The organism is Herbaspirillum sp. B65, assembly GCF_000333555.1.
GTDB lineage: Bacteria > Pseudomonadota > Gammaproteobacteria > Burkholderiales > Burkholderiaceae_D > Herbaspirillum > Herbaspirillum rubrisubalbicans.
The window spans coordinates 1-13,904 of the sequence record NZ_BADI01000039.1; the positions used below are offsets into that span (position 1 = coordinate 1).

General features: G+C 61.5%; 13 protein-coding genes. 6 read left to right on the plus strand and 7 right to left on the minus strand.

The features are described from left to right. Nucleotides 1–238 precede the first annotated feature (238 nt). The gene (locus I5W_RS33010) at nucleotides 239–355 is read right to left on the minus strand and encodes a ZrgA family zinc uptake protein (RefSeq protein WP_306302665.1); all 117 of its coding nucleotides are present in this window, start codon (nucleotides 353–355) and stop codon (nucleotides 239–241) included. A 307-nt stretch (nucleotides 356–662) separates the two neighbouring features. Between I5W_RS33010 and mdeB the strand changes: the two genes are divergently transcribed. Beyond that, nucleotides 663–3,344 carry an alpha-ketoglutarate dehydrogenase gene (gene mdeB, locus I5W_RS00800; protein WP_044527829.1) on the plus strand — a complete coding sequence of 894 codons (2,682 nt, stop codon included), beginning with the start codon at nucleotides 663–665 and terminating at the stop codon, nucleotides 3,342–3,344. A 32-nt stretch (nucleotides 3,345–3,376) separates the two neighbouring features. Here mdeB and I5W_RS00805 read toward each other — a convergent pair whose 3' ends face one another. After that, nucleotides 3,377–4,417 (minus strand): AraC family transcriptional regulator, encoded by a 1,041-nt coding sequence (locus I5W_RS00805; protein WP_237741886.1) that lies wholly within the window; start codon nucleotides 4,415–4,417, stop codon nucleotides 3,377–3,379. Between the two features lie 117 nt (nucleotides 4,418–4,534). Here I5W_RS00805 and I5W_RS00810 point away from each other — a divergent pair, with 117 nt between their 5' ends. The 5 genes from I5W_RS00810 to I5W_RS00830 all read left to right on the plus strand — a co-directional run bounded on the left by I5W_RS00810 (nucleotide 4,535) and on the right by I5W_RS00830 (nucleotide 10,233). Next, complete coding sequence (locus I5W_RS00810) at nucleotides 4,535–5,665, plus strand: acyl-CoA dehydrogenase family protein (protein ID WP_017452557.1); 1,131 nt, start codon at nucleotides 4,535–4,537, stop codon at nucleotides 5,663–5,665. Next, nucleotides 5,662–7,035 (plus strand): acyl-CoA dehydrogenase family protein, encoded by a 1,374-nt coding sequence (locus I5W_RS00815; protein ID WP_017452556.1) that lies wholly within the window; start codon nucleotides 5,662–5,664, stop codon nucleotides 7,033–7,035. The genes I5W_RS00810 and I5W_RS00815 overlap by 4 nt, the downstream gene beginning before the upstream one ends. 3 nt (nucleotides 7,036–7,038) lie before the next feature. Next, nucleotides 7,039–7,818 (plus strand): acetoacetate decarboxylase family protein, encoded by a 780-nt coding sequence (locus tag I5W_RS00820; protein WP_044527830.1) that lies wholly within the window; start codon nucleotides 7,039–7,041, stop codon nucleotides 7,816–7,818. Next, the gene (locus I5W_RS00825; RefSeq protein WP_044527831.1) at nucleotides 7,815–9,329 is read left to right on the plus strand and encodes a coniferyl aldehyde dehydrogenase; all 1,515 of its coding nucleotides are present in this window, start codon (nucleotides 7,815–7,817) and stop codon (nucleotides 9,327–9,329) included. The genes I5W_RS00820 and I5W_RS00825 overlap by 4 nt, the downstream gene beginning before the upstream one ends. A gap of 145 nt (nucleotides 9,330–9,474) precedes the next feature. Next, entirely contained in the window at nucleotides 9,475–10,233 is a 759-nt protein-coding gene (locus tag I5W_RS00830) for an SDR family oxidoreductase (RefSeq protein WP_044527832.1), read from the plus strand. 77 nt (nucleotides 10,234–10,310) lie between these two features. Here the strand turns inward: I5W_RS00830 and I5W_RS00835 are convergent, their stop codons facing one another. The 5 genes from I5W_RS00835 to I5W_RS00855 form a co-directional block, all read right to left on the minus strand. Further along, nucleotides 10,311–10,913, minus strand: a complete 603-nt coding sequence (locus tag I5W_RS00835; RefSeq protein WP_044527833.1) for a UbiX family flavin prenyltransferase — start codon at nucleotides 10,911–10,913, stop codon at nucleotides 10,311–10,313. Between the two features lie 26 nt (nucleotides 10,914–10,939). Then, complete coding sequence (grxD, locus tag I5W_RS00840; RefSeq protein ID WP_017452551.1) at nucleotides 10,940–11,251, minus strand: Grx4 family monothiol glutaredoxin; 312 nt, start codon at nucleotides 11,249–11,251, stop codon at nucleotides 10,940–10,942. Nucleotides 11,252–11,496: 245 nt separating this feature from the next. Further along, nucleotides 11,497–11,859 carry a ribosome hibernation-promoting factor, HPF/YfiA family gene (gene hpf / locus I5W_RS00845; RefSeq protein ID WP_017452550.1) on the minus strand — a complete coding sequence of 121 codons (363 nt, stop codon included), beginning with the start codon at nucleotides 11,857–11,859 and terminating at the stop codon, nucleotides 11,497–11,499. A gap of 154 nt (nucleotides 11,860–12,013) precedes the next feature. After that, entirely contained in the window at nucleotides 12,014–13,504 is a 1,491-nt protein-coding gene (locus I5W_RS00850; RefSeq protein WP_044527834.1) for an RNA polymerase factor sigma-54, read from the minus strand. A 63-nt stretch (nucleotides 13,505–13,567) separates the two neighbouring features. Continuing rightward, on the minus strand, nucleotides 13,568–13,904 hold a 337-nt coding region (locus I5W_RS00855), incomplete at its 5' end, for an ATP-binding cassette domain-containing protein (protein ID WP_044527835.1).

The window sequence follows — 13,904 nt, forward strand, 5'->3', positions numbered from 1 at the left end:
CCGGGCAGGTGAGCTAAGTTCCCGCATGTCGATGGCGGCAGCCGGCGAAGAGGGGTCTGGAAGATTCATGAGCGAGGGGAGGGCCAGCGGGGATGCGCCAAGGGTGGCATGGTAGCCCACGATCATAGCCGCAGCGGCTGTCAACGACCTGACTGCGGCCTGATGGTGGGCGGACGGTGCTCAGAGATCAGAGATCAGAGCTCAGATGAGGCACCGTCCACGTCCTGCCAGGGCAGGGTCAGTTCAGCGGGATCACGGCGCTGCCCGGCACCAGTTGCGCCGCGCCTTGCTTCTTGGGCGTGGCCATTTGCACATCGATGCGATGGAAGCCGGGGAAGGCGGCAAATATCGAAATTAAATTCTGTCGGTTTCAGTTTTACAGCACTGGATGCTGAATATTGTACGGCAACTTCTTATCTTAAGTGACTCATGCCGGCCCTTCCGGCGTATCGTAGTCGGGTAGTTCCATCCGCCAGCAAGCCCTCAATCAACACCAGACCGAAAAGGCGTCGGGCGCGGGGAGACCGATGGCGCGGCCTGTGTTTTACCGGCTTTTTGTCTCTTTGCATAGCAGCGATTGCAGTGCGTGCAGATTTCCTGCCGTTCTGTACGTTATCCGTCCCGGCGCGCCTACGAGTACAACAGGAGATCAGGAAGTGGACATGTCCCGCCCCAGTCAAACCGATATCCCCCGCGACATCGATATCGACGCCCAGGAAACCCAGGAATGGCTGCAAGCGCTGCAAAGCGTGCTGGCCGAGGCCGGCCCGGAACGTGCGCGCTTCCTGCTCTCGCGCCTGTCGGCAGCGGCCCAGCAGTGGGGCGTGAACTGGCGCGATGCGCGCAATACACCTTACCTGAACACCATTCGTCCGGCCCAGGAGCCACCCTTTCCGGGCGGCTCGGATGCCCAGGCCATCGAGGAGCGCATCGCCAGCATCATGCGCTGGAATGCCTTGGCCATGGTGGTGCGCGCCAACCGCGCCTATGGCGAACTGGGTGGGCACATCGCCAGCTATGCCTCGGCGGCGGACCTGTTCGAGGTCGGTTTCAATCACTTCTTCCGCGCCCGCGATGACAAGTTCGCTGGCGACGTGGTCTACTTCCAGCCGCATTCGGCGCCCGGCATCTATGCCCGCGCCTTCCTGGAAGGCGCATTGAGCGAAGATGACCTGGCCTATTACCGGCGCGAGATCGAGGCCAAGCGCGTCGGGCGACAAGGGCTGTCGTCCTATCCCCATCCGTGGCTGATGCCGCATTTCTGGCAGTTCCCGACCGGCTCCATGGGCATCGGTCCCATCAATGCCATCTACCAGGCGCGTTTCCTGCGCTACATGGAACATCGCGGCCTGTTGCAGGACCAGGGACGCAAGGTGTGGGGCGTGTTCGGCGATGGCGAGATGGATGAGCCTGAATCGCTGGCGGCGCTCTCGCTGGCCTCGCGCGAGAAGCTGGACAACCTGATCTTCGTGGTCAACTGTAACTTGCAGCGCCTGGATGGTCCGGTGCGCGGCAATGGCCACATCGTCGATGAGCTGGAAACGCTCTTTGCCGGGGCCGGCTGGAACGTCATCAAGCTGTTGTGGGGTTCGGACTGGGATGGCCTGTTCGCGCGCGACCAGGATGGCGAACTGGTCGATGCCCTCAACCGCACGGTGGATGGACAATTGCAGACCTTCGCGGCCAACGATGGCGCCTTCAACCGCCAGCATTTCTTCGGCCAGACACCGGGCACGCGCGCCATCGGCGCCACCTTGACCGACGAAGAAATCAATCGCCTGCGTCGCGGCGGCCACGACATGAAGAAGATCTTCTCGGCCTACCAGGCCGCGGCCCAGCATCGTGGCCAGCCCACGGTGATCCTGGCGCAGACCAAGAAGGGTTATGGCATGGGCGCGGCCGGTGAAGGCAAGATGACCACGCACCAGCAAAAGAAGCTCGATGAAGAAAGCCTGCTGCAATTCCGCGATCGCTTCAAGCTGCCGCTGTCGGATGAGCAATGCCGCGAACTGGCCTTCTATAAGCCGGCCGCCGACAGTGCCGAGATGAAGCACCTGCACGCGCGCCGTGCCGCTCTGGGCGGCTACCTGCCGCGCCGGCAGGGCGGCGATGCCAGGCGTGCGGTGCCGCCGCTGGAAGCGCACAGCCAGTTTGCGCTGCAGGCTGATGGCAAGGAAATGTCCTCCACCATGGCGCTGGTGCGCCAGCTCGGCAACCTGTTGAAGGACCCGGAGTTTGGCCGCTACGTGGTGCCCATCGTGGCCGATGAGGCGCGTACCTTCGGCATGGCCAACCTGTTCCGTCAGGTCGGCATCTATTCTTCGCAGGGGCAGTTGTACGAGCCGGAAGATATCGGCTCCATCCTCTACTACCGCGAAGCCAAGGATGGCCAGATCCTGGAAGAGGGCATCACCGAGGCGGGGGCGATTTCCTCGTGGACCGCGGCGGCCACCGCCTACTCGGTGCATGGCACGCCGATGCTGCCGTTCTACATCTACTATTCGATGTTCGGCTTCCAGCGCATCGGCGACCTGATCTGGGCCGCCGCCGACCAGCGTGCGCGCGGTTTCCTGATCGGCGCGACTTCGGGTCGCACCACCCTGGGCGGCGAGGGTTTGCAGCACCAGGATGGCAACAGCCTGGTGACGGCGGCCTCGATTCCCAATTGCGTCTCCTATGACCCGGCCTATGCGTATGAACTGGCGGTGATCCTTGATGAAGGGATGCGCCGCATGATGGAGCGTGGTGATGACGTCTTCTACTACATCACCGTCACCAACGAGAACGAGGCCCAGCCCAGCCTGCCGGACGGTGTGCAGGACGGCATCCTGCGCGGCATGTACTGCCTGGGCCACAAGCCTGGAGCGCAAGTACGGCTGCTGGGGTCGGGCCCCATCCTCAAGGAAGCCGTGGCGGCGGCGGCGCTGCTGCAACAGCACTGGCAGATCGAGGCCGAGGTATGGAGCGTCACCAGCTATACCGAACTGGCGCGCGATGGCGTGGCGGCACAGCGTGCGCAGCGCCTGGCGGGCAGCGCCGCGCTGCCGTATGTGACGCAGCAGTTGCTGGGCAGTGCAGCGCCGGTCATTGCGGTCTCCGACTACATCCGCAGCTTGCCGGAGAGCATTCGCGCCTTCGTGCCGGCCGATTACGTGACGCTGGGCACGGATGGGTTCGGGCGCAGCGATACACGCGTGAACCTGCGTGACTTCTTCGAGATCGATGCACGCTGGATTGCCTACACGGCCTTGTGCCAGGTCTGGGGCAATGATCGTGCGCGCCTGGAGCAGGCAGCGCGTGTGCTCGATATCGATACGGGCAAGCCGCTGTCCACTACGGTGTAAGCTCGGCAGGCCGGGAAGCGCTCTTGGGGCGGCTATTTCTCAAGGGTGTCTGCCTGCTGGTGTTTGCGAAATTCCAGCGGTGTCTGCTGGGTCATGCGACGAAACGCCGCGACGAAGGCCGAGGAGGATTGGTAGCCCAGGCGTAGCGCGGTGTTTTCCACGGACAGACTTTGTTCCACCAGGTATTGCCTGGCCAGCTCCAGGCGTAGCCTGTCCTTGATGAGCTTGAACGAGGTGGCTTCTTCATCGAGTTGGCGCCGTAGCGTGCGCGTGGTCATGAACATGGCGCGCGCGCATTGTTCCATGTCCAGTTCGAGATTCTCGCTCAGGCGTTCCTTTACCTTGGCTGCCACGCTGATGCCATTCTGGTATTGCGTGCGCAGTTGACCGCATTGTTCATCGGTGCTGCAGCGTATCAGTTCGTTGGCTTGCGCCAGCGGCGCAAGCAGGCGCTGGCGATCGAAGCAGACTCGGTTGTGGCGCTGATTGAATACGGTCGCAACCCCCAGGGCCTGCGCGTAATGCCCAGCTTGTTGGCCCTCGTCAAAAGCGAAGCAGACGCGTCGGGCCGACTCCCGGTCGGCGGAAAGTTCGCGTTGAACGGCGATCAGGGCGGCGACGTCGCGTTCGATGACGAATCGACGGACATCGTGCGGAACGTCGGAAGCATCGATGATGACCTCGGTTTCCGTATCGCTTTCGTTGACACGGAAGGTGGTGAAGGCGAAGGTCAGGTTGAAATATTTGCTCACCACCGTCTCCAGCGCTTGTCGTGCGCTGGCACAGGTGGCCAGGTTGAAGCCGAGGATGCCGAAGGTGGTGTAGTGGTAACGTAGCCCCACCTCGATACCCAGGTGCGGGATCTGCCCCTGCAACTTGCGCAGCAGATTCCTGATCACGCGCAGCTCCTGTTCGGCCGTCACCACATGCCTGGGATTGCGCAGGTCTTCCAGATGCAGGCCGCTCTCCTGCAGGCATTCCTGTTCGCTCATCGATTGCCCCACGCCAAAGTCCACCAGCAGGCGCGTGCCGGTCACGCTGCGCGGAAAATTCCAGGAATGTAGAGAAGCCATCTTGTCCGAAGATATCAATTTTTTGGCCGCGGCTAGGGATGGGGAGAGCAGGAGAGCTTGATAAATTTCCGTTAAATAAAAAAAGCTGCAATCAATAATACATAACGGAGACGACAATTGGAACTCGATGCCCAGGATGTCGCGGCCCTGCTCGCAGAGGTCGAGACCTTTTCATTGCAGCGCGTGATGGCTGCCTCAGAACGTCCCGAAATCATCCTTACCGATCAGTTACTCGGCGCCTTGAGCGATGAGGCTGCCGGGCTGGGGTTGATCCCCGGCACCGACGGCCCATCCGGCCTTGCCCTTTGGGAAAACTGCGATCAGCAGGAGGGCATGGCCTTCAATATCGGATTGCTGACCCAGGTGGCCTATGCCAATGCCGGCATCGCCTTTGCCTGGCACCGCGCCGCGCTGGCACGCGCCGTGACCGGCGCATTGCAGCATCAGGTGCGGCTCGGATCAGTGCTGGGCATGACGATGTTGAGTACCGGTCACTATGGTCTTGCGCAATCTGCGCTGGGACGCTTGCTGGCGCAGCAGGCCACGCCGGAAGATGAGGGCGTGCTGGCCGACTGGCTGGATCATGATTCCCATCGCTGCGTGCTGTTTGCTGCCGAGAGTTGGGAAACCCTGGTGTGGCCCATCTGGCAGGCAGGCCGCATCGGCTGGCAAGTGCTCGCGCGTGACCAGCTCATCGTGCAAGCCTGCGCAGCCCAGCATGGCCTGGATGAACTGCGGGGCTACCTGGTGGGTTTGACATCCAGGAAGGACGTCGCTTCAGGTCTGCTGGCTGCGCCGGCAACGGCACTCTATGAACGCTTCCTGAAACTGGACATGATGGGCCTGCTGGCCATTGCGGTCGGCGCGGGCCAGCGCAGCGCCACCTACGCCAGGCAGTACGCAGGGATTCGCCGCCAGGGCGGCAAGTTCATCGCTCAACACCCTGCAGTCCAGCAAATGCTGGGCGAGATCGAGATGGCGCTCGGCCAGGCCAAGGCCATGTTGCAGCAATTGGCACGACCGGTGGATGAGCTGTCCCTGGGTGCCGTGGCTGGCGTGCGCGGCCTGGTGCAGGCCAGCCTGTGCCAGGCGGCCAACCAGTCGGTGCAGGTGCATGGCGGGATAGGTTACATGCGCGATGCCGGTCCCGAGAAAATTGTACGTACCCAGAACATGCTGCGGCTACAGGCGGGCGGCCTGCGCGAAGTGCCGTTGCTGCTGGCAGCACTCCAAGGAGGTCAGGCATGAGCGCCCTCCATCATCTCGACGGTCATCTGTCCTATGACAATCTTTTATCGCCACAGCACAAATATCGTGACTTGCCCTTGGCTGCCAGGATCTTCGCCGATGCCAGCCTGGATGACCTGTGGCAAGGCGATACGGCGCGCCTGCCGGGTGGTCTGGCGCGCCTGCGCCGGCAGGCGCGCAGCTTCGCGCAGCAGTATCTGGAGCCGCTCTCGGCAGACCTGGACTTGGCCGCGCATCTGGCGCCCGACCAGTGCCATCCGCAGGTCCGGCAATTGCTGGTGCAGGCCGGCAAGGCTGGCTGGCTCAGCTATTTCTTGCCCAAGCCACTGGGCAGCCTGTCCTGGAGCGCCGCCTTGCAGCCACCGATCTGGGCTTGCAGCTTGGTGGTGGAAGAATTCAGCCGCGCCTGCGGTGGGCTCATGCTGCTGTTGTCGGCACATCATCTGGGGTGTATGCCCTTGCTGATGTCCGGCAACCTGTCGGTGATCAAGGATTTTTTGTTGCCGGTCTATCGCAGCAACCAGCAAGGCGATCCACATCTGGTGGCCTTCGCCATCACCGAACCGCAGGCCGGGTCCGATGTGGAAGAGGGGCATGGTGCTCAGCGCTACCGTCCTGGCGTGGTCGCCACGCCAGTGCAGGGAGGCTATCTGCTCAATGGTCGCAAGTGCTACATCAGCGGCGGCGACCTGGCCAGGTCGATGACGGTGTTCGCCGCTCTCAAGGGTGAGGACATGGCGTCGTGGACCTGCTTCTACGTCGATTGTGCCAGTCAGGGGGTACGCATTCCTCGCACTGAATTGAAGATGGGGATGCGGGCTTCCGGGGCTGCCGAGGTCGAGTTCGACAATGTCTTTTTGCCCAACGAGCGCATTGTGGGGGGCTTGCGCAAGGGCTGGGTGCTCAATCGCCTGACGCTCAATTCATCCCGCATTCCGGTGGCATCGATGGGGGTGGGATTTGCCCGCGCCGCCACCGAGACCGCCATCGAGTTTGCCCGCCGTTACACCTTGGCTGGCAAGGCGCTCATCCATTACCAGGAGGTCCAACTGCATCTGGCCACCATGGTGGCCGAGACCCGTGCCATCCGCAGCCTGGTCTGGCAGGAGGCGCGTCATGCTCGCAAACCGCGCCAGTTGCACGCGTCGCTGTGCAAGTTCCAGGCGACCGATCGGGCCCAGCATGTCTGTGAAATGGCCATGGATTTGCTGGCCGACCACGGGGCTCTGCACGAGCAGCGCATCGAACGGATTTTTCGCGACGTGCGACTCACCCGCATCTTCGAAGGGACCAACCAGATCAATCGTTTGTCCTTGATCGAAGACTGGCAGGGGCAGCTTCTCGATAACGCAAACCAAGTGGGAGTGTGAGGCATGAACAAGTGGGATAGCGATCCGTTCTTCCAGTATCCACGCAACAGTGTCAGCAGTTCCGAGGGGGAGGTTCTCATGCCCATCCTCTACTACGACGCCTCGCAGATGATGGCCTTCTTCTGGGTCGATTGTGCCAAGGCCCAGGCTTTGCTCAGCGAAGGGCTGGAGGTGGTCCGTTTCGGTGACAAGACATTGGTGGCGCTGGCTTTCTATGCATATCGCGACAGTTCCATCGGCAGCTATAACGAGGTCGGAACCGCTATCGCCTGCGTTCCGGCAGGCCACGCGCAACCGCGGTTCCCGTTGCTGTCGTTGATGCGTTCGCTGGACAAGGGCATCGTCGGTTTCAACGTGATCGACCTGCCGGTGACTACGGCGGCAGCGTGTGCTGCGGGACGGGATATCTGGAGCTATCCGAAGTTCGTTACGCCGATCGACTTCAGCCTACAGGCCGGACGATTCCAGGGCGTGGTCCGCGATCCTGAGGGTGCCGATCCGATCTGCACGCTGTCCGGGGCGGTAGGGGCTGGGGTGGGCGCGCCATTGATCAATCTGATCCTGTATTCCCGGCATCGCGACACCATGTTGCGTACCCTGGTCAATATCCGCGCCAGAGGCCGCATGTGTCTGCCGGGTTCGGTGCGTCTGCAGATCGGCGCCGGGGCGCATCGCATGGCTGCTAACCTGCGGGCGCTGGGTCTGCAGGATGCCAGGCCGGCCTTCCTGGCCAGCACCCACGGCCTGCAGTTGCGGCTCAATTCCGGTGCGGTGCTGCCATGAGGCCGCATGAGCCCATCGATACCGAGTCGCCTGCCGCCGTGAAAGCCTGGTTGCAGGCCGCGTTCGCTGCTCAGCAGTCGGCGTTTCGCAGAGATCCCAATCCATCGGCTGCGCAACGCCGTAAACATCTGCACGCCATCAAGCGGCAACTGAGTCGTTACCAGGATGTGCTGGCCGAGGCCATGAGTGCCGACTTTGGTTTTCGTGCTGCCACGGAATCGAAGATGTTCGACCTGCTGGGTTCCACGCTGGAGTTGAATCACCTCATCTCCCATGTCGGGAAATGGATGAAGCCCTCCCGCCGCCGTCCCGAATTGCTGTTCATCTCCAATTCGCTGGAGGTCGTCTACCAGCCCAAAGGTGTGGTCGGCGTGATCGTGCCGTGGAACTTTCCGATCTACCTGGCCATCGGCCCGCTGGCCGCCGCCATCGCCGCCGGCAACCGGGTCATGCTCAAGATGCCGGAAGCGGCATCGGCCACGGGCCGCACGCTGGCACGCATGTTGGCCGAGATCTTCGATGAGACGCAGGTCATGGTGGTCTACCAGAAACTGCCGGCCTACGATCTGTTCAGTTCCCTGCCGTTCAATCACATCGTCTTTACCGGTTCTCCCTCGGTGGGCAAGACCATCATGCGGGCGGCGGCGGAGCACCTGACTCCGGTGACGCTGGAATTGGGCGGCAAATCACCGGCGGTGATCGGGGCCGATTACGAGATCGCCGACGCCGCGCGCCGCATCGCCCACGGCAAGATCAGCAATGCCGGCCAGATCTGCGTCTGCCCTGACTATGCACTGGTGCCTGCGGCCAAGGTGGAAGCATTCGTGGCCGAACTCCAGGTGGCCTTCACGCGCATGATCGGGGCGCATTACGCTAGCAGTCCCGATTACACCTCCGTGGTGAACCTCAAGCAGCACCGTCGCCTGATGGAAATGCTGGATGATGCCCGCGCCAAGGGGGCGGTGATTCGCACCTGCGCATCTTATGAGCGTGAGCGCGATGGTTGTCGTATGCCCTTGCACATCGTCACGCGGTGTACGCCCGGGATGTTGCTGATGCAGGAAGAAATCTTCGGGCCGGTGTTGCCGGTACTGGGCTACCACACGCTCGAAGAGGCCATCGAGCATATCGCGGCAGCTGCGCGCCCGCTGGCCTTGTACTGTTTTTCTCATGATGCGTCGGAACAGCAGCGCTTGCTCAGGAGTACTCATTCGGGCGGCGTCACCATCAATGACTGGGGTTGGCATGTGGTCAATCATGACGCGCCCTTTGGGGGCGTCGGCAATTCCGGCATGGGAACCTATCATGGCCAGGAAGGTTTTCGTGAGCTTTCCCATGCCAGGACCGTATTCAAGCGCCGCCGCTTGTTTCCCACGCAATTGTTCCATCCACCCTATGGGAAGCTGGTGCAGCGCCTGGCGCTGGGCTTTTTCCTCGGCCGGCCCGAGCCTGCCTTGCGCGCCGAAGAGGAGCAGCACAGTGGCGATGCAGGCGAAGCGGCGAATGTCTGATGAGGGGCATCTCTGATAGCTGAAAATTGCTCATCCCGTGTCGCGCCCCTGTTTGTTATAGTGAAAACCTCTTTTGCATCCGTGCAGGCTGTTTGCCGCCAGCGGGTGCAATGCGTATTCATGACATCACGGAGGAGTACAGAGGATGACCACACCCCAACGTATCGCGCTGGTGACCGGCGCAGGTTCCGGCATCGGCCGGCAGATCACCCTGGCGCTGCTGCGTGAAGGCTATGGCGTAGCCCTGGCCGGGCGTCGCCTGGAGGCGCTGGAAGAGACCGTCAAGCTGGCCGGCGAGCATGGGGGCAACGCACTGGCGGTATCGGCCGATGTGACCGATCCGGTCTCGGTGAAGCAATTGTTTGCAAAGACCCGCGAACGTTTCGGGCGCCTGGACCTGCTGTTCAACAATGCCGGCATCTTTGCGCCGCCGGTGTCGCTGGAAGAGTTGAGTGTGGAGCAGTGGAAGGCGGCGGTGGACATCAACCTCACGGGCGTGTTCCTGTGCACGCAGGAAGCCTTCCGCATCATGAAGGAGCAATCGCCGCGGGGTGGGCGCATCATCAACAACGGTTCCATCTCGGCTCACGCACCGCGGCCGTTCTCGGCCTCCTACACCGCGACCAAACATGCCATCACGGGCCTGACCAAGGCCACTTCGCTCGATGGCCGCGCCTATGACATCGCCTGCGGCCAGATCGACATCGGCAATGCGTCCACCGACATGACCACGCTCATGAAGAAGGGCACCTTGCAGGCCGATGGCTCGACCAAGGTCGAACCGACCATGGATGCCGAACACGTGGCTCGTGCGATTCTCTACATGGATAGCTTGCCGCTGGAGGCCAATGTGCAGTTCATGACGGTGATGGCGACCAAGATGCCGTATATCGGGCGCGGTTGAGTCATCCGCTCATCCATGAAAAACGCGCCGTCAGGAAACCTGCGGCGCGTTTCTTATGGCGACCAGATCGTGGACGATCAGTCCGATCCAGCCTTCATGCCCTGCCACTCCGGTGTCAACTGCAGGGACATCCCGAACATGTCCAGCACGCGCCCCAGCGTGTGATCGACCATCTCTTCCATCGAGGCCGGCCGTTGATAGAAGCCGGGCAACGGCGGAAAGATCACGCCACCCATTTCAGTGACGGCGGTCATGTTGCGCAGGTGAGCCAGGTTGAAGGGGGTTTCGCGCACCATCAGGACCAGGCGGCGGCGTTCCTTCAAGACCACGTCGGCCGCGCGGGTGATGAGGTTGTCGGAAAGGCCGTGCGCCACGGCGGCCAGGGTCTTCATGGAGCAGGGCGCCACCACCATGCCGGTGGAGGCAAACGAGCCACTTGCGATGCAGGCGCCGACGTCCCGCACGTTGTGGACCACGTCGGCCAGCGCTTCGATATCCTTGCGTCGCATGTCCAGCTCCTGGTGCAGGGTGAGCACGCCGGCTTCGGAGATCATCAGATGGGTTTGCACCTGGCCATGTTTGCGCAGGTGCTCCAGCAGCCGCACGCCATAGATGGCACCGGTGGCGCCGGTGATGGCGACAATCAGGCGCTGGCGGGGCTGGCTGGAAACAGGATTCACGAGATGAACACCCGGTCAGGCGGCAATCAGCCCTTGATCAGGGTCTGCAGTTCGCCCGAGGCGTACATCTCGCTCATGATGTCGGAGCCGCCGATGAATTCGCCCTTCACGTAGAGCTGGGGAATGGTCGGCCAGTTCGAGTATTCCTTGATGCCCTGGCGCACGTCCGGGCTTTCCAGCACATTGACGGTGACGATGTTCTCGGCGCCGCTGGCCTTGAGCAACTGGATGGCCTTGCCGGAAAAGCCGCATTGCGGGAATTGCGCAGTGCCCTTCATGAACAGCACCACAGGGTTTTGGGTCACGGTTTCTTTGATCCAGGATTGGACGTCGCTCATGGCTATGCCTTTAAAAATGGGATTGCCGACATTATAGGGAAAAGCCGGCGTATGCGTTGGGAACGGCTGCTCATCGTGCCGTCCGCGCTGGGTCTTTTATTGCATTTCGGAAATGATTTATATGATATGCAAGTCCGGCCCGGCAATGAAAAAGGGCGCTTGCGCGCCCCTTCCTCATGAGATTCCGATCCGCCGTCTCAGCGTCACTTCATGATGCGAGTCAGCCGATCGAAGTGGTCCGTCGCTTATGCCGCTCCGGCCACCGCATCAGCCGGCGTTTCGTCCGGCAGCCGCTTGGCCATGGAGTGGTGTTCCTGCAGCCGGTCCTTGTGCTTGATGACCTGGCGATCGAGCTTGTCGATCAGCGCATCGATGGCTGCGTAGAGGTCGTGTGCAATGCTTTCTGCATGTAGATCCTTCCCCTTGATGTGGACGTTGATTTCCGCTTTTTGGCGCTTTTCCTTTTCTGTGAGTTTATCTACGCTCAGGATCACGCTGACGTCGATCACGTTGTCGAAATGGCGCTTGATACGCGAGAGCTTGCTTTGCACGTATTCCCGGATGGCGGGGGTCAGTTCGAGGTGGTGTCCACTGATGGTCAGATTCATACAAGACTCCTATCGTGAAGTCACTGGAGGTTCGTGCAATCGATCCTTGCTGCAGCTATACCACGGGCACGGTCTTCGTGTCGGATGGCATGGGCACCAGCGGGGATGCTTGCCTGAACACAGCAACGGTACTGCAGAAAAACTGAGGAAAAACTCAGAGGGACTTACGGAGATTGACTGGCGGAATCTTCAACACTTCGCGGTATTTGGCGACTGTGCGTCGCGCGACCACCATGCCTTGTTCTGCCAGCATATCCGCAATCTTGCTATCGGATAATGGGGTCTGCGGGTTCTCGGCTCCTATCAACTGTTTGATCAGCGCCCGTATCGCGGTGGAGGAAGCTTCACCTCCGGTTTCAGTTGCGACGTGGCTACCGAAGAAGTACTTCAACTCGAACATGCCGTGCGGCGTGAGCATGTATTTCTGAGTTGTCACGCGAGAGATGGTGCTCTCGTGTAGACCCAGTGTATCAGCAATTTCACGCAGCACAAGGGGTCGCATTGCCACTGCCCCATGTGAAAAGAAGTTTCTTTGACGCTCCACAATAGCCTGTGCGACCCGCAAAATGGTATCGAAACGTTGCCGCATGTTCTTGATGAGCCACTTGGCTTCCTGCAACTGCGAAGAAAGCGAGCCCTCGCCCTTGGCCTGCTTGAGCGCGCTGGCATACATGGCGTTGACGCGCAGCTTGGGCATGACCTCATGGTTGAGCATGACCTGCCAACCGTTCTTTGTTTGTTTGACAATCACGTCCGGCACCACGTAGTCCGAGACATCACGTGCAAATTCCGCCCCCGGATGCGGACGACATTGACGGATGACGGCCTGCGCTTCGCGCAGGTCTTCGTCGTCGCAATCGAGGGCCTTCTTGATCTTGTTGAAGTCGCGTTGGGCAAACAGCGGCAGGTAGTCTTCCACGATGCGCAGCGCCAGCTTGCGCGTGACGAAGGCAATCTTGGGCAGGCGCCGGATCTGCAGCGCCAGGCATTCGCCGGCATTGCGCGCACCGACACCGGCCGGGTCCAGGCTCTGCAGCAGCTTCAGCGAGATCGACAGTTCTTCCAGGTCGATGCCCAGTTCTTCCGGCAGGCGCGCCAGGATCTCTTCCAGCGGCTCTTCCAGATAGCCACTTTCGTCAAGCGCATCAGTGAGCAGCTCCAGCAGGGCGCGGTCGCGCTGGGTGCGCGCGGTCACGCGGATCTGTTCGAGCAGGTGTTCGCGCAGGGTCAGTTCATGCGCTTCCAGTTGCGGTCGGGCATCCTCGTCCTCGGGCGACTTGCCGCTGCGTGCCACGTCGTCGAAGCTCCAGTCGGATTCACCGGTCACGCCGGTATCGGGACTGTTGTCCTGATACTCGAAGCTGGATTCGCCATCGACCGCGGCGGGGGCGGTGTCGCCACTGTTGTCGCCACCGGTCTCGGCCACGCCGCTGGAAGGCGAGGCCGAGACGGCGCCATCGGCCAAGAGGCGCACCGAATTGTCCAGCGCATCATCAAGGCGTTCCAGCAGGGGATTGTCGGAGAGGATCTGTTCCAGTTCCTGGTGCAGTTCCAGCGTCGACAGTTGCAGCAGTCTGATCGACTGCTGCAGTTGCGGCGTCAATGCGAGGTGCTGCGAGGTTCGTAACTGGAGCGACTGTTTCATCTTTCTTTCGGGAAGCGGCGTGGCCCGCTGGTTGCAATACCGTTGTGCTTGTGTGCGTGTTGCTTACATGCGGAAGTGTTCGCCCAGGTAGACCCGGCGCACCGACTCGTTGGCGATGATCTCTTCTGGATTGCCGCTGGCCAGCACCGTGCCCTGGTTGATGATGTAGGCACGATCACAGATGCCCAGCGTTTCGCGCACGTTGTGGTCGGTGATGAGCACGCCGATGCCGCGTTCCTTGAGGAAACGCACGATGCGCTGGATCTCGATCACGGCAATCGGGTCGATACCGGCAAAGGGTTCGTCCAGCAGCACGAAGCGCGGATCGGTGGCCAGTGCGCGGGCGATTTCCACACGGCGGCGTTCGCCCCCGGACAGGGACAGTGCCTGGCTCTCGCGC